The organism is Bacillus mojavensis, assembly GCF_012648005.1.
Classification (GTDB): domain Bacteria; phylum Bacillota; class Bacilli; order Bacillales; family Bacillaceae; genus Bacillus; species Bacillus mojavensis.
In genome coordinates, this window is record NZ_CP051464.1 from 2,203,509 (window position 1) to 2,225,429 (window position 21,921).

Sequence of the window (21,921 nt, forward strand, 5' to 3'; positions counted from 1 at the left end):
TCATTGCTACAATATATGAGCCTGTGATCAAAAAAATGCCCGCTAATAAGTCAAAGGGATGTCCAAAATTTGCCCGGTATAAACGTCATTTCCGTTCAAATGATTATAGGCACGGATCTTTTCTTCTCCTGATCTGCTTTTATAATATTTCATGGAAATGCGGTACAGCGTTTCTTTCTTCTGAACGGTGTGCTTCACGATATGTTCCGCCTCGGTTTCTTGAACTGGTTCAGGCTGCTGCGGTATTTGTTCCTGCTCTTTTTGGACTGTTTTTTCTGGGGAAGGGGAAGCAGCCGCGCTTTTTGCTTCCTGTTTGTTTGCTGTGTCCTCTTTTTCCGCTACAGCAGGCTGCTTCTTATCAGTTGTTGTTTCTGTTTGTTTCTCTGTCTTTTTGTTTTCAGATTTTTTTTTTGACTCTTCGCGCAGAACTGTCTCTTGCGTTTCTTTTTTGGCCTCTGGTTTTTGGACCACTTCGTATTTACTCTGGCTGCTGTCTATAAATACATCTTCATAATCATCGGGATTTCCCGGATGGCTTTTCATTAGATAAAATAAGGCGACAAAGACGATAACCGGCACAAATACAAACAGTACCGCGAGAGTGGTAAATAACGGCGTTCTTGTTTTGCCTTGCTTTTTTTTCTTCTCTCTTTGATTTTTTACAGATTGTCTTGTCGGAAGGCTTTCTTCATCCTCTTCGAAAAGGTCGTCCGCCAATGCGGCATTATGGTCTTCATAAAGATTCTGAGCTTTTCTTCTCTCAACTCTAGACATGTTCGTCATGTGTATCCCTCCTAACATGTTCAAAACGAATCTGACAGGCAAACACGGCATCAATAATAAAATGCGCCGTTACCGGAACAAATAAATTACCGGTCCATTCATAAATCAGTCCAAGCAAAAAGCTGATTGCCGTCACCATGATAAATAGCAGCCATTTTGTCAAATACCGAAAATGAAGAACAGCAAAAACAATACTGGCCGCCCATAAACCAATATGGGTCTGCAGCACTCCCCTAAATAACATTTCTTCAGCGAAAGAAATTAGAAGCGTTAAAAATATAATATGAGGGATTGGCCTTTTACTGAATAATTTTTTATTGATTCCGCCGTCATCATATAAATGAGACGGACACCATTTCATGATTGCCATGTCGGCTAAAACGACAATAACTGCAAGAGAAACACCATACCAAATGATTCTTGTATCTCTAATATGCCAGAGGCTGAAAAAATCACTTATATTCTGAAAAAAGAACAAAACGGCAGCAGCGGACACCATGATGACCAGAAGCTGTGTCATGTATAGCTGCTTCAGTATATCACGGTCAGACAGATGTTGGATCAAATCCCTTTGCTGTTTCAGTTCGGCTCACCTACAGTCTTTAGACTGAATATACGGTGCAATTCCGATCTCCAGCCGTCTAATGGTGCTATTTGGACGCGCTCCTCTTTTTGTTCATACAGCGAGAGATCAAAACCGCAATGTGAACAGCATGGCATGCTTCCTTTATCGGGCTCGTATGTTTCATCAAAATAGGCTAACAACGATTGTCTTAAGCAGCCGTCGCGATGAAGCAAAGCTGCCACGTGACGCATTTTTTCAAGTTTCAGCTCCATGCGATACGTGATTTCCCGCTTGATCAGATCAATCGATGTTTTCCCCTGCATAAAGAGATGGATGATCATGCGCGACTGCGTCTCTGTGATACCATATTGCATGAATAATTCGCGCAGTTTTCTTTCGTCCCGTTCTTCCGTTTCTTCCAGCACGCGAATAACATTGGCGATTTCTCCATCTGCAAGACTCTCCATTTGGATAATCTGCTCTTGCAATTCGAAATCTCCAGGCGCTCTGAGCAAAATGCTGACACTCGGTTTTCCGTCACGCCCTGCTCTGCCAATTTCCTGCATAAAAGCTTCAGCCGTCTGCGGGAGATAAAAATGTATGACATATTTGATATCAGATTTATCAACACCCATTCCAAACGCATTTGTACAGCAAATGACATCAAGCTGGTTATTAATAAATTGCTGCTGAATTAACATTCTGTCGCCAGAATCCATGCCGCCATGGTAATAATCAACCCTGCTGCTTGTTTTGTTTTTTATTTCCTCCGCTAATTCCTCTGCCCATTTCCTTGTCGGACAATAGACAATTCCCGGACCTTGCAGGTTTTCAACCAGCTGAATGACCCTATCTATTTTTTCGGCAGTATCCGCAGTATTTTCAACTTTGAGTGCAATATTCGGCCGGTTAACCGAGTTAAGATGCCGTTCGGCATGATGCAGTTCAAGCAAATTCATGACATCATGCAGCGTATCCTTCGTCGCCGTAGCCGTCAGAGCAAGCACCGGCGGATGCCCAAGTGTTTTTCTCAGCTGCCCAAGCTTTGAATAATCCGGCCTAAAATCATGTCCCCACTCCGATATACAATGCGCTTCATCAATAACGAAGAGACTGATCGGAACGCTCTTTAATTTTTCCAAAACATATGACGACTGCAAAGCTTCGGGCGACAGATACAAAAATTTGTACCGATGGATATGCTCTAAAACGAATTGTCTTTCCTGCCTGCCGAGCATACTATTCAAAGCGGCAGCCCGTTTTTCTCCCCGCGCTTTCAGCTGCTGCACCTGATCCTCCATTAAAGAAAGCAAAGGAGAAACGATTAATATCATACCGTCAAGCATGTAACCGGGCAACTGGTAGCAAAGAGACTTCCCTCCCCCTGTCGGAAGCATTGCAATGGTATCCTTTCCGCTGAGAACGCTTCTGATGATGTCCTCCTGCCCTTTTTTAAAGGAATGAAAACCAAAAAACTGATATAACACTTGCTGTAACTTAGTCATACTGTTTCACCTGCTTTGCCAATGCCAGCCTGATTTGAAAGTAGCTGAACCGCTGCTCTAGGCCTTCTCGAATTTGTTTGATCTTGTTTGTCCGCATGCGTTTGGCGAACTCAGCAATTTGGAGCTGATCCTCAGCCGAAATATATTCATCAATCACAAAAGCCGGCTCATGAAGAGAAATTTCGACGATATGGTCTTCAATTGTGGCAGTTTTCAGCTTTCTGATTTCAGCAATTCGCTGAATCGGAATCCCTTGTCTGACCATCTGCCATGTTTTTCTCGTAGACTCAGTCAGTGCATTCTCCAGATGCACATCGGAAAGAAGATCCTTTAGTATAGAATCTTCACATTGCGGCAAGGAATGAATAAAATAATGTACCGCAGCCCAAAACAAGACATAAACGTACCACTCGTCTTCTTGCAGATTGTCAGCAAGCTGCCTGCTCGTATAACCGATCCTATTATATGAAGTTAATGAGTAGACAAAGATAAGAGCTGCTTTCTCGTCAAGCCTTTGCAAATGATCCTCCAGCATTTCCTGCAAGCCCCTTGCCAGTTTTTCATGATCCTTCTGCATGTGCATGTATCGCTTGACCCAGTGAAGCGTCTTATAATCTTTTGTGACGGGAATATACTGTCTGCTGCTGCGCTGCTTATTTGACAATACCTGTACGAGAAGGGAAAGTCTTTTCCAGAGCACGCTTGCGGCCTGCTGAAAATAAGCGCCGTGGCAATGGGCTGGCCAAGGCCGTTCACTCAGCGCCTGCCTCAACATGCTTTCGCCTCTTATAGTCACTCTGTATGTATCTGTTTCTGACATTGGTTCCAGAAATGACTGCTGTTCAAGCTTGAGAAGTGATCCTGATATGTCGCTTCTTGAACATTGCGGAGCCATTCCAAAATATCTTGCAGTCTGAAATAAGCCGGCATCTTGAATGGTTTGTGACGATCTTTTTCCTTTAAATAGGTGAAAAACGGCACTTCCTGTCCGTTCCCCGTTTATTTTAGAAAGGCAATCGAGAACCATAATATCAAAGTAATGTAATGACAACCTATCCACCCACATTCTTCCTGACAAAAATCGTTGGTTTGCTCTTTTTATTTTAACAGATTTTAAACATAAATCGACGTTTAAAGTCATCATAAGGGGGGATGTTATGTAGATAACCCCTTATGTGATAAGCATTCTCAATCATTTTTCTGTTGAAATGTGGCATCAACATCATTACAATAAGTAAGAGGAATAGGTGTTAAATTGATTAAATATAAAGATTGATCCATTTGTTCCACCAAGAACAATCTGGGAGGTTTTATTCATGGCAAAGTACACAATCGTAGACAAAGATACATGCATTGCATGCGGCGCTTGCGGAGCGGCTGCACCAGACATTTACGATTACGATGATGAAGGCATCGCGTTCGTAACGCTTGACGAAAATAAAGGCGTTGTCGAAGTTCCTGAAGTACTGGAAGAAGATATGATTGACGCTTTTGAAGGATGCCCTACTGATTCCATCAAAGTGGCGGATGAGCCATTTGAGGGCGACCCGCTTAAATTTGAATAGAAGTAATCGAAAAAGCTCCCCTGCGGGAGCTTTTTTTATTTAATGAATATGCGCGCTTCTTTGCTGTTCAATCCATGGTTTAAGCTTGATAAAGATGAGTGTGAACACAATCGTAATGACAATGCCTTTTATGAGGTTAAACGGCAGGATACCAGCGACTACCGCTGTTTTCAGCGCACTGTCGGATAATGCTGGGGAGTGTAAAAACCATGTGTAGGCCGGAAGAATCAGAACATAATTCAGAATGCTCATCAGCACCGTCATAGCTGCAGTTCCAATCAGAAGACTCACTGTCAGGCCTTTTGCTGAATTCAGCTTTTTAAATAAGAAAGCAGTCGGCAATATAAAGAGTGTTCCGGCAATGAAATTTGCAATTTGTCCTACAGGCACTCCAGCCATGCTCCCCTGAATGATATATTGAAGAACATTTTTTATCGCTTCAACGGCAATACCCGCTAAAGGTCCGTATATAAGAATCGCAATAATGGCAGGGACATCACTGAAATCAATTTTCAAATAATCAGGAAGCCCCGGAAACGGAAAATTTAACAGCATCAATACAAATGCAATGCTGCTCAGCATGCTGATCACGACTAATTTTTTTACTTTCAAGTTGCTCTCTCCTTTTCGATCACATCTTACTCGAAAAGCGGAAAGGTTCTTTTTCCAGCCAATAAAAAAACCGCTCTATGACATAAAAGCGGGGTTTCAAAAATTTGGCTTGGTAAAGAAACGTTTGAAAACCTTTTTTCAAAACGCTGCTGAACCTCCATCTTCTCCCATCCAGACTATACTGTCGGCTTCGGAATCACACCGAATCCTGCTGTCAAAAACAGCTCGCGGGCTTAGAGCCAGTTGCTCATCACCGCCGGTAGGGAATTTCACCCTGCCCCGAAGATTGATCATATGAATTTGATTCCATTATAAACGATAAATGATTGGTTGTATAGATAATTGCTTCAAATTAAAAATATCGCCAAAAGTCTCTAAAACTGGTCAAATCCTCACTTTCCTTTTATCCTTTACTGCGTCAATACACATTGACACTCTATTGAGAATATGTTAAATTATCAGATATTTAGTTTGTCAATTTAGGAGGAAATCTTACGATGTTTCGAGTATTGGTCTCAGACAAAATGAGCAACGACGGCTTACAGCCACTTATTGAATCAGACTTTATTGAAATCGTCCAAAAAAACGTAGCAGATGCAGAGGATGAATTACATACCTTTGATGCTCTATTGGTGCGAAGCGCGACAAAAGTAACAGAAGACCTTTTTCAAAAAATGACTTCTTTAAAAATCGTCGGAAGAGCCGGTGTCGGTGTGGATAATATCGATATTGACGAAGCGACGAAACATGGGGTTATTGTTATTAATGCGCCAAACGGAAACACAATTTCCACAGCTGAGCACACATTTGCGATGATCTCATCTTTAATGAGACACATCCCTCAGGCCAATATCTCTGTAAAATCCAGAGAATGGAACCGCACAGCATATGTCGGTTCGGAACTTTACGGCAAAACACTTGGAATTGTAGGATTAGGCAGAATCGGAAGCGAAATTGCACAGCGTGCGAGAGCCTTCGGTATGACTGTGCACGTTTTTGATCCTTTCTTAACAGAAGAAAGAGCGAAAAAAATCGGTGTAAACAGCCGTACGTTCGAAGAAGTCTTGGAAAGCGCAGATATCATCACTGTGCATACGCCGTTAACAAAAGAAACAAAAGGCTTATTAAACAAAGAAACGATTGCAAAAACGAAAAAGGGTGTTCGCTTAATTAACTGTGCACGAGGCGGCATTATCGATGAGGCAGCTCTTCTTGAAGCTTTAGAAAGCGGCCATGTTGCCGGTGCGGCGCTTGACGTTTTTGAAGTTGAACCGCCGGTTGATAATAAGCTCGTTGACCACCCGTTGGTGATTGCCACTCCTCACCTAGGGGCATCGACAAAAGAAGCACAGCTGAATGTTGCAGCGCAAGTATCAGAAGAAGTGCTGCAGTTCGCAAAAGGTCTTCCTGTTATGTCAGCCATTAACCTGCCTGCCATGACAAAGGATGAATTCGCTAAAATTAAGCCGTACCACCAAATTGCTGGAAAAATCGGCAGCCTCGTATCACAATGCATGAAAGAGCCGGTACAGGATGTCGCGATTCAATATGAAGGCACAATTGCTAAACTTGAAACATCGTTTATTACAAAAAGCCTTCTGTCAGGCTTCTTAAAACCACGCGTTGACTCAACAGTTAACGAAGTAAATGCGGGCGGTGTCGCAAAAGAACGCGGCATTAGCTTTAGTGAAAAGATTTCCACTTCTGAATCTGGATACGATAATTGCATTAGCGTAAAAGTAACAGGAGACCGTAGCACCTTTACAGTTACAGCTACGTATATCCCTCATTTCGGAGAACGCATTGTCGAAATCAACGGGTTTAATATCGACTTTTATCCAACAGGCCACCTGGTTTATATCCAGCATCAGGATACGACGGGGGTCATCGGCCGAGTGGGACGTATTCTCGGAGATAACGATATTAATATTGCAACCATGCAGGTTGGCCGTAAAGAAAAAGGCGGAGAAGCCATCATGATGCTTTCTTTTGACAGACATTTAGAAGATAAAATTGTGAAAGAACTAACAGATGTTCCTGATATCGTGTCTGTAAAACTTATTGATCTTCCATAATGAAAAAACTCAAGCTTTGCAGCTTGAGTTTTTTTCTTTTAACGGTTTTCTGTGTATGTATGTTTGTGCAGTACTTCTAACACGTTTCTCAGCTCGGATACTGGTATTTGCCCAGGTGCTGAAGCCTCTTCTCCTGCGCCGAATGTGCAAGCTGATCCAAATATTTCACCGCTCAGCCTGCTGATCAATCCTGTTCCCGCCATTGACATTGTGATCATCGGGCGGTCCGCATATTTTGTCTTCATGGTATATGTCGCATCAAGCAAGGTTAAAAGATCACCTGTATCCTTCGGCATTACAGCTATTTTCGGAATATGCGCTCCTAACTCCTGCATTTTTCGAAGCCGAGAAATGATCTCGTCCTTTGCAGGTGTATTCTGAAAGTCATGATTAGACATAATTACATGGACACCGTTTTCTCCCGCTAAAGATACTAGCGCTTTCACGTTCGCCTCTCCTGAAAATAGTTCAATATCGATAAAGTCTATGTCTTTTGTGCGGATAGCCATTTCCAGCAAAGCGATATAGGAACTTACATCCATTTCTTTGCTCCCGCCTTCTTTATGCGATCTGAATGTAAATAGAAACAGCTTGTCTTTCAAAGACTCTCGCAGCTTTGAGATCATCTTTATGACTGCTTCACTGTCGTCTGCTTTTTCAAATCCATCGACTCGCCACTCGACAATATCCGGATCCAGTAATTTTACAGCTTCTGCTTCTTTTAAAATTTGCTTTTCTGTTTTACCCATCAGCGGAACGATGATTTTTGGCATCCCTTCTCCAATGGAAACTCCTTTGATTGTTAGCGTGTTCACTTATCTCAACTCCTTTCAATCCTCACTTGTTCTATTATACACTTACACTTATTTTGTGAAAATTCCTATTATATCAAAAAACAAAAAAGCCCAAAGGCTTTTTCAGTTTAAAGAAATCGGATTGGGGGCAGCGGGTACCGGTATGGGATCTGAAACATCATATTTTCCAATTTTATTTGATCTAGTTTCTGTAAAAGTCACTTCTGTAAATCCAAATTCCTTTGCTGTTAAAAGAAGTCCCTCAAGCATTAAAATACCGGTGATTGAATCCTCGACTGCCGAGTTTTTTGAGAAGTGAATATATAAATGTTTATGTTTTTCTGTTATTGATTTAATATCACCTGCGTGAATAACAGGTTCTGTATCCGGTTTACTGTTTGTTTCCATTTCCTTAAACGCTTCTTTTATTGTTTGAAACGTTTTTTCAGAGGGAACAAGAAAGTCTTGTCCGTCTTTATTGTGATACAAATAGTAAGCTTTGTTCGTCTGTGTGTGAACAGGAATTTCAGTCAAAGTGCCATAGGAGCCAACTTTTGCACCAGCCCCGTTTTGATCGGTTGAAAACTTGACTCTCTCATAAGGGCTCCATTTCATTGTTTCTTTCAGCAATTTTTTTAATAGTTTAGCGTCTTTTAGAGAATCAACATCAATGTTCTCGTTAACTTGTATTATTAGTTCTTTCTGTTTCTCCGTTACTTTCACTTCATCCATAAAGGATGGAATGGTGACGGCGTGATCAAGATAGCCTGATTGGTCACTGGCAAACAGGACATCCTGTATGTTTTGGTTTGAATTTGTTTTTTTAATGCTGATGGGTACGATTGTGGACGTATCGGCATCGGCAAACGCTACAGTTATATAATTGCTCTGTTCCTTTTCAGAAACAACAAACGAAGTCTGATCCAGCAACGGTGCTGCTTTTTGACTGTCTGCTGTTTCAGTTTTCGTTATAGCGTTTTCTTTAACCGCTTCTTTTTGAGGCTCTGCCTGATCAAAGAAATGAGGAGAAATAATGAAAGCGATATAAACTGCAGCAGCTGCTGCACATACGGGGCCAATCCATTTTACAGGGGGCTTTTTCTTCCGTTTTACCATCGAAAGCCGCTTGTATATGTCTTGCGGAGAACGATGGTCTTTAACTGCTGGCAGTTGACTTAACAACTCCTTTATCTGTTCTTCGTTCCAATCTGACTTCATCATCCATTAGCTCCTCCCTCAAAAGCTCCATATGTTTCCGAAGTACCTTGAGCCCTCTGTGTTGGGTCGTTTTTACTTTGCTTTCCGAGAAGCGCAGAGCATTGGCTGTTTCCTGTATTGAATATCCCTGTATAAACCGTAAGATAATCACAGCTCTTTGATCGATCGTACATTGATCAAGCGCAGCATAAATTTCCCGGACATTTTCATGTTGAACCGCGAGTTCGTCCGGAAGCAATTGCTGATCTCTGACATCCTGTGTATCCCAATCAAATGTGCCGAGTACACGCTGTCTGATTGTCTGCTGCTTACGGAACCAGTCTATCGCCACATGGCGTGCAATCGACAAAAGCCATGTTTTTTCACTGCTTCTTCCTTCAAACGTATGATATGAATTTAATACACGAATATAAACCTCTTGAAGAAGGTCTTCAGCCTGGCTTTTATCCTTTACCATATAAAATAAAAATTGGTATAAATCTTGATGGTATGTTTTATATAACACTTGAAAGGTTTCTTCCATAGGAAACCCCTCCGTTTCTTTAGTCGTAATAATAGCTTAAAAGTTACATTACAACTATATTACGAGAAACTGGAATTTGGAAGGGAATTTATATTAACATATCCTTAAATTTTATTAAGAAAACACCCGCTTAGGTCAGCGGGTGTTTCTTATGGAACAAGATTCTTCGGCAAATTCAGACTCGACTTTATCATTTTGTCGGAATATAAAACGTAAACGTCGTTCCTTTGTCCATCCGGCTGTGCACTGTAATGGTACCGTTGTGAGCTTCCACAATATTTTTTACAATAGCCAGTCCCAGTCCGGTTCCTGCTCTGCCTCTTGTCCGTGCTTTATCTGCTTTATAGAATCGCTCAAAAATGAATGGCAGATCCTCTTCCGGTATCCCGGAGCCGGAATCTTTAACGTCTATTTTTACTCCATCCTTAACGGTATGAACGGAGATGGACACATTGCCGCCTGATTGAGTATGACGCAGCGCGTTATCAATTAAATTAGTAAACACCTGCTCCATCTTATCTTCATCAAACATCAATTCCTCTTCAGTGAGAGAAATGTCCTGATGCAAAGAAATATTTTTTTCTTTGGCAACGCCGGAAAATTTACGCATGATCTTTTCTATAAATTCGTTAAGATTGATTTGTTCATAATGCAATCCAGTATGGCCTGATTCCATTCGGGCTAAATCAAGCAAATCGTTGACAAGACGGCCCATTCGCAGCGACTCGTCATATATAATTTGAGCAATCTCTTTTCGATCTTCTTCGGAGCTCGCAATGTCATCGACAATGGCTTCACTGTACCCTTGAAGCATGGAGATCGGCGTTCTTAATTCATGGCTGACATTTGCGATAAAGTCCTCGCGCAATTTATCAAGGCGGCGTTCTTCGGTCATATCTCGAAGAACGGCAACCGCGCCTCTGACATGCGATTCCGCATACAGCGGCGACATCAGCAGCACCCATGATCTGCCCTGCAGCGTCATTTCAATCATTTGTTCTTTTTCAGTGCTGACAGCGTTTTGGAACAGTTCTTTTGCTTCTGGCGGAAGATTGTCGCCTTCTTTAATATTCATATTCTGCTCATAATACCAAGCCTGCAGAAAACGTTCAGCCGGCGGGTTTGTCACGAGAATCGTCCCGTCGATATTGATGGTAATCACGCCGTCAGCCATACTGCTTAATATGTTTGAAAGCTGTTCTTTTTCTTGGTTGAGCGCATTGATATGAAAGTTAAGCTGCCGTCCCATTTGATTAAAGGCGGTTGCCAGCTCACCGATTTCATCTTGGGTTAAAATCGGGATTTTCGTGTCAAACTTGCCCTTTGCCAAATCCTGTGCGCCCTCTCTCATTTTCCGAAGCGGATACGTGACCCTGCTTGATAAAAAGAAAGCAAAAAATGTGGTCAGCACAATCGCAATGCCTGCGGCAAGAAATATATAACGGGTCGTGTGTTTTGTTGTATCTTTGACGGCAAGCAAAGACTGAGATAAAAAGACCATGCCTTTTTTTCCGTCTTTTTCATACGGAACACCCACAATCAGGCGTTCATTATCCGTGTCTCCACCACTCAGGCCCGTTCGTTTACTGACTTTTTTATGGTTGTCCAGAGCCTGATGTAAATCCTTGTCCCGCTGTATTTGTTCAAGCGTGATAGATGAGAGCCGATTTTTATCGTTTGGCGAATACCAGTACTTTTTCTCATCCTGTATAATCGCAATGCTTGTTAAGTTATCAGCAAGCTCCCAAGTGATCGACCTTGCCAGCGCCTGATCCTCGTGTTTTTCTAAGATGACTGCGACTTTATTTGCAAGCTGGGTTAAATCATTTTCGGCTTCTTCCACATGATAATTTTCGATAAATTCGAGTAAAAGAACCGTTAAAATAAATAATACGATCAGGACAAGCGATAGGATCGTAGCCCACAGCTTGCCTACTACGCTTTTCCAAAATTTCATTCAGCGCCTACCTCGAATTTATAACCGACGCCCCATACAGTGACGATTTTTTTGGCAGCTCCCGGTGATACTTTATTGAGTTTTTCACGGAGACGTTTGACGTGTGTGTCTACTGTACGCAGATCGCCAAAAAATTCATACTGCCACACTTCCTTAAGAAGTTTTTCCCGATCATACACTTTGTCAGGCGTTTTCGCTAAGAAGTAAAGGAGCTCATACTCTTTCGGTGTTAAGCTCACTTCAGTTCCGTCTGCAGTTACCCGATGGGCATCATGATCGATTGACAGATGAGAAAACACCAGCACGTTTTTCGTTGGCGTATTCGCATTGAAATAAGAGTTTTGAGATGCCCTTCTCAGAAGCGCTTTTACCCGCAGCACTACTTCTCTCGGACTAAACGGTTTGACAATGTAGTCATCTGTTCCCGATTCAAACCCCTGCACCCGGTTTGCTTCTTCTCCTTTTGCGGTCAGCATAATAATTGGTGTAGCTTTTTTTTCGCGAATTTGGCGGCAAACCTCAATTCCGTCTGTGCCAGGCATCATAAGGTCAAGCAAAATTAAGTCATAATTGGTTTCGAGGCCTTTGGCAATAGCTTCATCGCCATTTTCCGCTTCTTCAATCACATAATTTTCACGTTCAAGATACATTTTTAAAAGGCGGCGAATTCTGGCTTCGTCATCAACTACTAATATTTTGGTTTCATTGGTTTGGTCCATCGTTTTCCCCCTGCTTTCCTTCTGTTACTTTCATTTTATCAAATCGTGAGAAAGTTTGAGAACTGTATCGCTTTGTTATCGACTATGCATAAGAATGAAGTCCGGCTAGCACAAGATTTACGAATATTAAATTGAACATAATGATGGCAAAACCAATGACGGCCAGCCATGCTGATTTCTCTCCGTGCCATCCTCTGGACAGCCTTAAATGCAAATATGCGGCGTAAAACAAAAACGTGATTAGCGCCCATACTTCCTTCGGGTCCCAGCCCCAAAATCTCGTCCAAGCAAGCTGAGCCCAAATCATGGCAAAGATCAGCGCGCCGAGTGTAAAAATCGGAAAACCGATGGAAACGGCCCTGTAGCCAACCTCATCCACCAGATCAAGATTCACGTTTTTCACCAGAGGATGTAAACAGGCACTGATTCTTTTTCTGACGATCAGGCGAAGCGCCCCATACAAAAGGAGTCCAGCTCCAAACGACCAAATCACCGTGTTTACCTTTCTGCCTGAGAAAAGGGCCGGAAGCTCTGCAATAGGCTGCATTTTCCCCTCGGTGATAAGCTCACCCTCATGCGGACCTACAAGTGCGGGCATTTCATAGACCATCACGCTTTTTTCCTTATTCTTATCCACCCAGTTAAACTCAGCTTCATAGCCGGCAAAACGAAACACAGATGTTATCACAATAAAGGCAACTGCCGTCACCATAATAAACATGATAGCTTCAAGCCAAAAGGTTTTTTTACTTGGTTTTGTCTGGTCAACATGCTTCAAAAGAAAAATGACACCTGCGACAAAACTGATGGCGAGTATCGCTTGCCCCAGCGCGGCCGTGGTTACGTGGATGTACAGCCAATTGCTCTGCAATGACGGAATTAAAGGCGAAATGTCCGTCGGAAACATGCTGGCGTAAGCAATCAGCAATAAAGCAATCGATAGTGTAAACAGACCTAATGAAGGCAATTGATAGATAAAATAAAGGATAATAAACGCAAGCACAAGCATCATGCCAAAGGCCGTTGTAAATTCAAACATATTGCTGACAGGCGCATGGCCGCTGGCAGCCCACCTTGTCATAAAATAGCCCAGGTGGCAGAGAAAACCGATAATCGAAAGGGTAATTCCGATCGTCGCCCACCGGTTTGCCCTGTCTTTTTTATTTTTCCTTCCGCGTATGGCCCCGCCGAAAATCGGGACCGCGATTAAATACACGAGAAAGGCTGCATAAAGAAAATTTCCGCTCAGCTCCGCCATGACACCACTCCCTTTTCGCCTATTTCTGTGTTTTCATTAATTCTTTTTGGTCTGCTGGTTCAGTCAGCCCCGTTTCGGCTAAAACAAATGTTAAATCCTGCTTCAGTCCGTACCAGTTTTTATTGGTATGGCCGGCAACCATGACTGCACCATCCTGTGTATGCAGCCAGATTCTGCGGTGTTGCCAGTACATTCCTTGAATGACGCCAATCATAAAAATGGCTCCGCCGATAGCAAGCACCCAAAGCGTCAGATCTTTTCTGACTGTCAGACCGGTTATGTTTTTCGTTTCGACATGGTCAAATTTTAACTTGTACTTATTGCTGCCCGACCCTTCAATGGTTTCTTGAATGGCCACAAAGCTTTTTTCGCCTTTTGGCTTATCCGGCGTTATGATATTAAAAACAAAAGCCGGATTGTTTGGGATTTTTGTTTTTGTGCTCGGCTCTCCGTCCTGATTAAAATAGAAGTCAGGAAGGTAGCTGGCGACCTCAACTTTGTAACCGTTGCCAAGATCATAAACCGAATCTGGATCCAATAGGTTGATCTTTAAGCTCCCAAAGGATTTTTTTGATTTTTTGTCAATCAGCTGAAACACCATCTGATCGAGCTGATTCTCTTTATAATCCACCTGATAAACAGAAAACGAATCAAAGCGCAGCGGCTGATTCACACGAATATCTTCTTCTTTTACTTTTTTCAGCTTCGGCTTCTCTCCATAGACAATTTTGCCTTCCCGTTTATAGAGAACTGCGTCTGTTTGAAAGTTTTTCGCGACCTTTCCGCTTCCGACTCTGTCAATGGCATCAGCGAACACCTTTTTTTCTGTCTCGCTGTTATAAGTCTCTACGCTGAATTGATTGTTTTTCAAATAATATCTTCCGTCTGTGCCTGGAATTGCCGCAGTTTCGCCTTCTCTGACCCAGAGCGTTTCATCGATGTACATGCCCGGCACAAATCTCAGCATAGCGCCAATCAGGAAAATGATTAATCCTATGTGATTAACATACGGACCCCAGCGGGAAAAACGTCCTTTTTCCGCCAGAATGCTGCCCTCTTTTTCTCTGATTCTATAACGCTTTTTCTTTAAGAGAGTGACAATCTTTTCTTTTTCTTCCTTGTTGAGCTCGGTCTCGGTTTTACTGAACAGCCTCTGCCTTTTTAAGAAAACAGGGCTTCTCCTGACACCCTGATTTTTCAATGCTCTGTACAGGGGAATCACGCGGTCAAGGCTGCAGATGACAAGAGAAATGCCGATAGAGGCAATCAGCAGCAAATACCACCAAGATCCATATAAATGATGGAGCCCGAGTAAATAATAAAGCTGGCCGAACGTGCCGTATTGTTCTTTATAATATGTATCAGCCTGAGCGCCGGGGGGCAAATAGGCTTCTTGAGGAAAAATAGTCCCAAATGCTGATGCTGCAAGGGTTATGACGATAAGCCAAATTCCGACCTTAACCGAAGAAAAGAAGTTCCATATTTTATCAATGATCGTTTTGTTATAGGTTTGTGAGCGTCTAGCACTTCCATCGTATCTCATATCGGCAAGCGGGGGCTGTGTTTCCTGAAGCGCCCTGCCGCATGATTCACATAAAACGGTTCCAACCGGGTTGATATGTCCGCATTCACATTTTACCTGTTTCATCCCGAGGTCGCTCCGGGTTTTATCAGATTCATATAGTCATGGATCATGCTTTCTGTCATAGTGCCGGTCACCACCTTGACAACTTTTCCTTCCGGATTGATTAAAAAGGTTGTCGGAAGCGGAGATACGCCATAGGCATCAAGCACCTGACGATCTGTATCCAGGACAACCGGAAAATTCACTCCGTAGGATTTCATAAAATTATGTACTGCTATCTTTGACTCCCCAACATTTACCGCGACAATTTCAACGCCTTGGTCTTGAAAATATTTGTATTGGTTCGCCATATAAGGAAATTCTTTTTTGCACGGCTCACACCAGGTGCCCCAGAAATTCAAAAAAACACCTTTTCCTTTTAAGTCACTCAGTTCAATACGTTCCCCATTCGTATCTTCAAGGACAAAATTCGGTGCCTCGGACCCTTCAGATATGCTCTCTTTGTCGGCAAATACAGCATTGTATATTGTATAGGCCAGCGCGCAAATCAAAATGAGAAGGATGCCGGTCCGAATGAATAAACGCCTTTTTTTCTTCATTGTCCACTGCCCCCTTCCCCTATTGCAGATCCATTCAATTATATCATTGCACATTCATTTCACATTTCTAACTTTTTGAAGGTTATGTGAAACTTAGAAAGCGTTTTTACCGTGTTCCGCTAGCGCTCTGAGTCTTTTGACTTCATGCGGCGTGAGCTCTCTTGCGTCTCCCGTATTTAAGCCTCTCAGATTTAAAAATGCGTATTCTTCCCGCTTCAGCTTGATTACTTCATGTCCAATCGCTTCAAACATGCGGCGCACTTGCCTGTTCCGTCCCTCATGGATGGTCAGCTGTATAATGCTTGTTTGTTTTCTCTTATCCAATGAAAGCAGCTTCGCTTTGGCAGGCGCTGTTTTGCCTTCCTCCAGCATAATGCCGCGCTCCAGCTTTCTGATCAGCTCTTTAGACGGTATGCCTTTTACCTTTGCTACATATGTTTTGTTTATTTCATATTTAGGATGCATCAGCTTGTTGGCAAACTCGCCGTCATTGGTTAAAAGCAAAAGACCGCTAGTATCGTAATCCAGACGTCCGACCGGATAAATGCGCTGCGGCACTTCTCTTAAAAAGTCAGTCACGACTTTGCGCCCTTTGTCATCTTCCGCTGCGGAAATCACACCTCTTGGTTTATATAGAAGAAAATAAACAGGCTCTTCACGTTCCACCTTCAAACCGTTTACTTCAATCTGATCAGAACCGGTTACTTTAACACCAAGCTCTGTTATTACTTTGCCGTTCACCTTTACTTTTCCTTCTTTAATCAGCTCTTCTGCCTTTCTGCGCGATGCAACTCCGGCGTGAGCAATTACTTTTTGCAGTCTTTCCATGTCTTTCACCTCAAGTATTATCTTACTTTTTTCAACCTAAACAAACAAGCTTTTTCAGATTTCGCATGCTTTATCTAAAAAAACGCCATTTTCAGGCGCTCCCAAATAATAACGTAACGATGATGATAGATGCAACTACACCGATTAAATCAGCAAGAAGTCCTACCTTTAACGCATCACCCATTTTTTTAATGCCGACCGCTCCGAAATACACAGTCAGCACATAAAGTGTTGTATCCGTTGACCCCTGCATCACCGATGCCAGCCTGCCAATAAAGGAGTCCGGTCCATAAACTGCAATTAGATCGGTCGTCATTCCCAGAGCAGCCGTACCGGAGATCGGACGGATCAGCGCAAGCGGAACCACCTCAGCCGGTATGCCGATGGCGGAAAAGGCCGGCTTTAAAAGATCCATAAAAAAGTCCAGCGCTCCTGATGATCTGAAAACGGTAATTGCAACAAGCATCCCGACTAAGTAGGGGATAATCGAAAATGCGATCTCAATTCCTTCTTTTCCGCCTTCAACAAAGGATTCATATGTCGGCACCTTTTTGATTGTTCCATAAAGAAGAATGCCGGCAATAATGATAGGGATCATGGCTAAAGACAGCCAGTTGATAATTTCCATCGGCTTACCTCCCCTTCTTTTTACGGCGGTAATAAAAATACCGGTCAATAATAATGGCGCCGATTCCAGAAATGAGTGTCGCCAAAATGCTCGGTCCGACGATATCTGTCGGCGTTTTGGAGGAATAGGCCATTCTCACGGCGATAACCGTTGTCGGGATGAGAGTAATGCAGGAAGTATTAACAGCCAAAAAAGTGATCATGGAACGGCTCGCTTCCGAACGATTTCCATTCAGCTTTTTCATTTGCTCCATTGCTTTAATGCCAAGAGGTGTGGCCGCATTCCCCAGGCCGAAGAAATTCGCCATGAGATTTGATAAAATGTAGCCCATTGCGGGATGATCCGGCGGTATGTCAGGGAACAGCTTAGAAATAAAAGGTCTGCACATACGGCTGAAAATATCCAGCAATCCTGACTGTTCAGCTATTTTCATTAAACCCAGCCAAAAAACAAGCACGCTCATAAGTCCAAATGAGATTGTGACAGCTTCCTTGGCTCCTTTAAACACCGCCTCATTTACATCCTGCAGCGTTCCATTGCACATCGCAAATACGAGCCCGATCACAGTTAAGCTGACCCAGATTATATTGACCATTTTGCCCCGCCAGCCGCATTCAGAAAAATTGATTTAAATGTTTCAAAAAACTTTTTTTTCGGTTTTTGATTTCGTTCGTTTTCGTAATAGATCGGCACTTTTGCGATGGTTTCATCGTTGAACATGACTTTCATATGTCCTACAATATCCGGAATTTTTGAAGCATCCTTTTCCCAGGCTTTTTTCGGTTTGAGCAGCGTAGTGTTAATTTTGACATCTTCTTTTTCTTCTTCGGTAAGCAAATAAGTGATGTCTCGTTTGATGAAAGCTTTGGACTCATAAAATGTACCTTTGAGCTTCGGAATGTCTCCTTTTTTTGCGATTAAATATGTTTGAAAATGCTCAAATACATAGTTAAACATATTCATATGATCATCCCAATCGTCAGGGTCATTAATGGTCACGGCTATCAGATCAACGCCGTCCTTTGAAGCGGTTGAAACCAGTGTGCGTTTTGCAAGCTTGGTATAGCCTGTTTTCCCCCCTGTACTGTATGGATACAGCATCGTCAGCAATTTATTTTTGTTTTTCCACACGCTTTCCATTGTTTCTGCTTTGTATACTTTTGTGCCGGAGATGGTTTGATAGTCTTTGAGCTTCATGGCGTATTTCGTTAAAATAGCCATGTCATAAGCTGATGAGTAGTGATTTTCATGGTCGTCCAATCCGTGCGGGTTTTGAAAACGGGTATTCTCCATACCGATTTGCTCTGCTTTTTGGTTCATCATATAGACAAATCCATCGAGGCTTCCCCCGACATACTCAGCGATCGCAACAGCAGCATCGTTCCCGGATCTCAGCATCAGGCCATACACAAGATCCTTTAATTTTACTTTTTGCCCTTCGGTTAAATAAATGGCCGAGCCCTCTGTTCTGACCGCATTTGCAGACACAGTCACGGTTTCTTCCATTTTTCCTGATTCAATGGCGAGAACAGCGGTCATGATCTTTGTAATACTGGCAATTCGCCTTTTTTCATGCTCGTCCTTGGCAAATAACACTCTTCCTGATGTGCCGTCAATGACAATCGCGCTCTTCGCACTGACATTTATAGCTGCATGAGCTGTGTTCACATTTACATTTGCAAATAGAAAAGAAATAATGACTATTAATACAGCTTTTTTAAAAATGCGCATGTTTGTTCACGTCCTTGTGGTGGTTTGTACAAGTTTATGCGCATGTCCATCAGTTATGAATAACAATTGTGTCTAGGCCTGCAAACATAAAAAAACTCTCCCGTAAAAGGAGAGTAAGTGTTATCTGATTGATGCCATGCTAGATCCGGACGCTTCGTAATGAGCCAGTTCTTCCCTCATCTTCAGAAACGCTGCGCTCAGCGGCAATAATAATTGCTCCAGAGACTGCGGAACAGCATGGTAGAACTCAATTGCGCTGACTCCGGTATATGACGCCCGGCTGTTTTCACACCAGGTGTCTTTCTTTGGCATAAAGAACTCTTCAATGCATTGATGATACACATTGTAAAGTGTTTTTTCCGCTCTGGTTTCCTGAAAAGGCTCTTGTATAAGGAGGCGGCGGCATGCTTCAGCGCCTCCTTCACAAAATACTGTCATTCTTCTCAGCGTGCTCAGCACATCACAGCAGTATGCCTCTTCAACAGGCAATTCAGCCTGCATAGACGCCAGCGTGGTTTGATTTAAATAATCATTAACGGTATTGACAACCATTGATAAGAATTCGCCTGTTTTTTGAGTCTGCACTCGCACAATCGAATGTCCCATTTCGTTTGGTATCTTCCCCTCATGTCTTTGTCTCTCACATTTTGCTTCTTTCATGATAGCTACTTCTTCCTTATATCTTATGTTGATGAAAAAGCGCGATTCATTATTTCTCTATTTTATATCTTCAAAGGTTTGGTTAAAGTTTTCAAAAAATAAATCCGCTTCTTCTTGAAGAACGTCATCTTCCGCATTTTCAGGCAGCGGCGGAAGCTCGTCCAGCGTTTTTAAGCCGAATTGCTCAAGAAAAGTCGGCGTCGTGCCGTATAAAATGGCCCGTCCCGGACCGTCAGCGCGCCCGACTTCACACAGCAGCGCCTTGGCGACAAGGCTGTGTAAAATTCTTTCTGATTTCACACCTCTGATATCTTCAATTTCCGCTCTTGTGATCGGCTGTTTATATGAAACAATCGCCAGCACCTCCAAAGATGCTTGGGAAAGGCCTTTCGACGGTACTTCGATCAGTTTTTTCAAGTACGGCGCAAAGTCCTTTTTGGTGGAAAGCATGTACGTATCTGCATATTCAATAAGTTCAATGCCTCTTGTATCATGTCGGTATTCGTCTGCCACATCCGCCATAATGGTGTTCAGTTCAGGCTCTTCTATTTCAAGCACTGTTAACAGCTGTTTTTTGGTCAGTCCTTCATCGCCTGCCGCATATAGAAGGGCTTCCACTATAGCTTTCCAATTCACGATATCAAGCCCCATGAATGGATTCACTCCCCATAATGTAAATATCTGAAAAATTCCGCTCCTGCTCAATCAAAATCAGCTGATTTTTCATCAGTTCTAAAACTGCCAGGAAAGTGACAACTAAATGTTCTTTTTGCTCATATGAAAAAAGATCCATAAAGTTAATTCTTTTCCCTTTTGATTTCAGGCTGTGGACGATTTCATTCATTCTGTCTTCGATTGGTATTTCCTGTCTTGTAATTGTTGTTTCCATCGGCCTTGTTATTTTTTTTCGCTTCAGCACTTTTTGAAAAGCGCCAATCATATCGTATACCGTGACTGACAGCTTTTGCTCCGATTGTTTCACTTCTTTTGCATATTCGCTCAAATCACTCGGCGGTTTCGTAAATGATTTTTGTCTTTCTTCTTCCCGTTCCTTTAATTCCTTCGCCGCGTCTTTATATTTTCTATACTCAATCAGCTTTTCAATCAGTTCCTCCCGTGGATCTTCTTCCTCAAGAAATTCATCCTCAAACAGCTCTTCCTCTTGCTTCGGGAGCAACATTCTGCTTTTAATACTGAGCAGTGTTGCAGCCATCACCAAATACTCGCTGGCGATATCAAGCTCAAGCACACGCATCGTATGTACATATAATAAATATTGTTCAGTAATCTTCGCCACGGGTATATCATATATGTCAATTTCAAGACGATTGATTAAATGAAGCAGCAGGTCCAATGGGCCTTCAAACGTATCAATTTTCACTTGATATTCTTCCATCATCTCACCATTTTCAAGTATCGCTCTCATTGCCGGATAAACTGGCTACCCTTTAGTATAAGCCACCAGAAAGCTCTCGTCCAATACTATTTCATTTCCTGTATTTCAAGAGAATTTGTGCTGAATATTCAAAATAACAAGATATCCGCCTACACCAAAAAGGGCAGGTGTACATAGGATGCTCGCGTAGACCATAACAAAGGAGGCTGAATGTTCATGGGAGAAAAGTGCTTCAGCGGCAGTTTTGCTTTAATTGTCGTTTTGTTTATTCTGTTAATTATCGTAGGTGCTGCTTGGATTTGCTAGAACTAAAAAAGAGCGGGTCCAATGCGCTGTTTTTTCCTTTCATCTGTCCTGTGTTACACTAAAGGCGGATTAAAAGGAGGAAGCATCTTGTACCCGAAAGCTTATATCGATTATCTCGTTGAATTTCACGCAACACGAGATTATTTTGAATGCCATGAAATACTAGAAGAATATTGGAAGGAAGATCCTTCGAACAAACGAAAAATACATTGGGTCGGCTTTATCCAGCTCGCTGTTGCTTTGTATCATCATAGAAGACAGAATACAGCCGGGGCCAAAAAATTGCTGGCAAACAGCATACGGATTCTTCAAGCGGAAAAACAAGCGGTGGAAGATTTGGGGCTTGATCATACCCGTTTACTGGAGCTTATGCAGTCGGTTTTCGAACAAATTGAACTGGGATCTTCCTATAAAAGCATCATGCTGCCAATTAAAGATGAGAGGCTGGAGGAAGCATGCCGCATTGAATGCAAGCGAAAAGCTTACACATGGGGGCAGCCCAGCACACTCACCGATAGATTTCTTATTCATAAACATCGTTTGCGGGATCGGACTGATGTCATCCGTGAACGCGAGAAAGAAATTGAGCGAAGAAAAAAAAGCAGAGGCTGATA

At 42.6% G+C, this 21,921-nt stretch carries 24 protein-coding genes and 1 riboswitch; of the genes, 4 read left to right on the forward strand and 20 right to left on the reverse strand.

The genetic code is table 11. The annotated features are described in order from the left end of the window. Positions 1 to 42: 42 nt before the first annotated feature. Genes HC660_RS11420 through HC660_RS11435 form a run of 4 tightly spaced genes read right to left on the reverse strand, consistent with a single transcriptional unit; the run spans position 43 to position 3,904 of the window. On the reverse strand, positions 43 to 783 hold the full coding sequence (locus HC660_RS11420; RefSeq protein ID WP_168748144.1) for a LysM peptidoglycan-binding domain-containing protein: 741 nt from the start codon (positions 781 to 783) through the stop codon (positions 43 to 45). Next, positions 767 to 1,348, reverse strand: coding sequence for a CPBP family intramembrane glutamic endopeptidase (locus HC660_RS11425; protein ID WP_280525839.1), 582 nt, complete (start codon positions 1,346 to 1,348; stop codon positions 767 to 769). The genes HC660_RS11420 and HC660_RS11425 overlap by 17 nt, the downstream gene beginning before the upstream one ends. A gap of 14 nt (positions 1,349 to 1,362) precedes the next feature. Further along, positions 1,363 to 2,853 (reverse strand): RecQ family ATP-dependent DNA helicase, encoded by a 1,491-nt coding sequence (locus tag HC660_RS11430; protein ID WP_168748145.1) that lies wholly within the window; start codon positions 2,851 to 2,853, stop codon positions 1,363 to 1,365. Continuing rightward, positions 2,846 to 3,904: a YpbB family protein gene (locus tag HC660_RS11435; RefSeq protein ID WP_168749461.1), complete on the reverse strand. Its 1,059-nt coding sequence runs from the start codon at positions 3,902 to 3,904 to the stop codon at positions 2,846 to 2,848. The genes HC660_RS11430 and HC660_RS11435 overlap by 8 nt, the downstream gene beginning before the upstream one ends. Before the next feature lie 265 nt (positions 3,905 to 4,169). Between HC660_RS11435 and HC660_RS11440 the strand changes: the two genes are divergently transcribed. Beyond that, positions 4,170 to 4,418, forward strand: coding sequence for a ferredoxin (locus tag HC660_RS11440; protein WP_003225461.1), 249 nt, complete (start codon positions 4,170 to 4,172; stop codon positions 4,416 to 4,418). Positions 4,419 to 4,457: 39 nt separating this feature from the next. Here HC660_RS11440 and fmnP read toward each other — a convergent pair whose 3' ends face one another. After that, the gene (fmnP, locus tag HC660_RS11445; protein ID WP_029441351.1) at positions 4,458 to 5,030 is read right to left on the reverse strand and encodes a riboflavin transporter FmnP; all 573 of its coding nucleotides are present in this window, start codon (positions 5,028 to 5,030) and stop codon (positions 4,458 to 4,460) included. Positions 5,031 to 5,185: 155 nt separating this feature from the next. Continuing rightward, a riboswitch (FMN riboswitch) is annotated at positions 5,186 to 5,321 on the reverse strand. 206 nt (positions 5,322 to 5,527) lie between these two features. On the opposite strand from fmnP, the gene serA reads away from it, so the two are divergent. Next, positions 5,528 to 7,105 carry a phosphoglycerate dehydrogenase gene (serA, locus tag HC660_RS11450; protein ID WP_010334772.1) on the forward strand — a complete coding sequence of 526 codons (1,578 nt, stop codon included), beginning with the start codon at positions 5,528 to 5,530 and terminating at the stop codon, positions 7,103 to 7,105. Between the two features lie 38 nt (positions 7,106 to 7,143). On the opposite strand, the gene aroD is transcribed toward serA, so the two are convergent. From aroD to scpA, 15 genes are all read right to left on the reverse strand, one after another. Beyond that, entirely contained in the window at positions 7,144 to 7,920 is a 777-nt protein-coding gene (gene aroD, locus HC660_RS11455; protein ID WP_168748146.1) for a type I 3-dehydroquinate dehydratase, read from the reverse strand. 102 nt (positions 7,921 to 8,022) lie between these two features. Then, on the reverse strand, positions 8,023 to 9,120 hold the full coding sequence (locus tag HC660_RS11460; protein WP_168748147.1) for an RsiX family anti-sigma factor: 1,098 nt from the start codon (positions 9,118 to 9,120) through the stop codon (positions 8,023 to 8,025). Beyond that, complete coding sequence (gene sigX / locus HC660_RS11465) at positions 9,056 to 9,640, reverse strand: RNA polymerase sigma factor SigX (protein WP_010334775.1); 585 nt, start codon at positions 9,638 to 9,640, stop codon at positions 9,056 to 9,058. The genes HC660_RS11460 and sigX overlap by 65 nt, the downstream gene beginning before the upstream one ends. Before the next feature lie 190 nt (positions 9,641 to 9,830). After that, positions 9,831 to 11,597 (reverse strand): sensor histidine kinase ResE, encoded by a 1,767-nt coding sequence (resE, locus tag HC660_RS11470; protein WP_010334776.1) that lies wholly within the window; start codon positions 11,595 to 11,597, stop codon positions 9,831 to 9,833. Continuing rightward, positions 11,594 to 12,316, reverse strand: a complete 723-nt coding sequence (resD, locus tag HC660_RS11475; RefSeq protein ID WP_010334777.1) for a DNA-binding response regulator ResD — start codon at positions 12,314 to 12,316, stop codon at positions 11,594 to 11,596. Before resD ends, resE begins: the two co-directional genes overlap by 4 nt. 82 nt (positions 12,317 to 12,398) lie before the next feature. After that, on the reverse strand, positions 12,399 to 13,574 hold the full coding sequence (gene ccsB, locus HC660_RS11480) for a c-type cytochrome biogenesis protein CcsB (RefSeq protein WP_010334778.1): 1,176 nt from the start codon (positions 13,572 to 13,574) through the stop codon (positions 12,399 to 12,401). A gap of 19 nt (positions 13,575 to 13,593) precedes the next feature. Continuing rightward, entirely contained in the window at positions 13,594 to 15,222 is a 1,629-nt protein-coding gene (resB, locus tag HC660_RS11485; RefSeq protein ID WP_168748148.1) for a cytochrome c biogenesis protein ResB, read from the reverse strand. Next, positions 15,219 to 15,758, reverse strand: a complete 540-nt coding sequence (gene resA, locus HC660_RS11490; protein WP_010334780.1) for a thiol-disulfide oxidoreductase ResA — start codon at positions 15,756 to 15,758, stop codon at positions 15,219 to 15,221. The genes resB and resA overlap by 4 nt, the downstream gene beginning before the upstream one ends. Before the next feature lie 93 nt (positions 15,759 to 15,851). Then, positions 15,852 to 16,586, reverse strand: a complete 735-nt coding sequence (rluB, locus tag HC660_RS11495; protein ID WP_010334781.1) for a 23S rRNA pseudouridine(2605) synthase RluB — start codon at positions 16,584 to 16,586, stop codon at positions 15,852 to 15,854. Between the two features lie 91 nt (positions 16,587 to 16,677). Continuing rightward, positions 16,678 to 17,214 carry a spore maturation protein SpmB gene (gene spmB / locus HC660_RS11500; protein ID WP_010334782.1) on the reverse strand — a complete coding sequence of 179 codons (537 nt, stop codon included), beginning with the start codon at positions 17,212 to 17,214 and terminating at the stop codon, positions 16,678 to 16,680. Between the two features lie 4 nt (positions 17,215 to 17,218). Continuing rightward, positions 17,219 to 17,809, reverse strand: coding sequence for a spore maturation protein SpmA (spmA, locus tag HC660_RS11505; RefSeq protein ID WP_024121904.1), 591 nt, complete (start codon positions 17,807 to 17,809; stop codon positions 17,219 to 17,221). Then, positions 17,797 to 18,945: a D-alanyl-D-alanine carboxypeptidase family protein gene (locus HC660_RS11510; protein WP_168748149.1), complete on the reverse strand. Its 1,149-nt coding sequence runs from the start codon at positions 18,943 to 18,945 to the stop codon at positions 17,797 to 17,799. Before HC660_RS11510 ends, spmA begins: the two co-directional genes overlap by 13 nt. 120 nt (positions 18,946 to 19,065) lie before the next feature. Continuing rightward, positions 19,066 to 19,605 carry a YpuI family protein gene (locus HC660_RS11515; RefSeq protein ID WP_010334784.1) on the reverse strand — a complete coding sequence of 180 codons (540 nt, stop codon included), beginning with the start codon at positions 19,603 to 19,605 and terminating at the stop codon, positions 19,066 to 19,068. 57 nt (positions 19,606 to 19,662) lie between these two features. Continuing rightward, positions 19,663 to 20,256: an SMC-Scp complex subunit ScpB gene (scpB, locus tag HC660_RS11520; RefSeq protein ID WP_010334785.1), complete on the reverse strand. Its 594-nt coding sequence runs from the start codon at positions 20,254 to 20,256 to the stop codon at positions 19,663 to 19,665. Then, the gene (scpA, locus tag HC660_RS11525) at positions 20,246 to 21,001 is read right to left on the reverse strand and encodes a segregation/condensation protein A (protein ID WP_010334786.1); all 756 of its coding nucleotides are present in this window, start codon (positions 20,999 to 21,001) and stop codon (positions 20,246 to 20,248) included. Before scpA ends, scpB begins: the two co-directional genes overlap by 11 nt. A 216-nt stretch (positions 21,002 to 21,217) precedes the next feature. Here scpA and HC660_RS11530 point away from each other — a divergent pair, with 216 nt between their 5' ends. Together HC660_RS11530 and HC660_RS11535 are read left to right on the forward strand one after the other, a co-directional pair. Then, a complete protein-coding gene (locus tag HC660_RS11530; protein ID WP_032731254.1) occupies positions 21,218 to 21,307 on the forward strand; it encodes a YjcZ family sporulation protein in 90 nt (29 codons plus the stop codon). 87 nt (positions 21,308 to 21,394) lie between these two features. Further along, positions 21,395 to 21,919 carry a DUF309 domain-containing protein gene (locus tag HC660_RS11535; protein ID WP_168748150.1) on the forward strand — a complete coding sequence of 175 codons (525 nt, stop codon included), beginning with the start codon at positions 21,395 to 21,397 and terminating at the stop codon, positions 21,917 to 21,919. Positions 21,920 to 21,921: the final 2 nt, after the last annotated feature.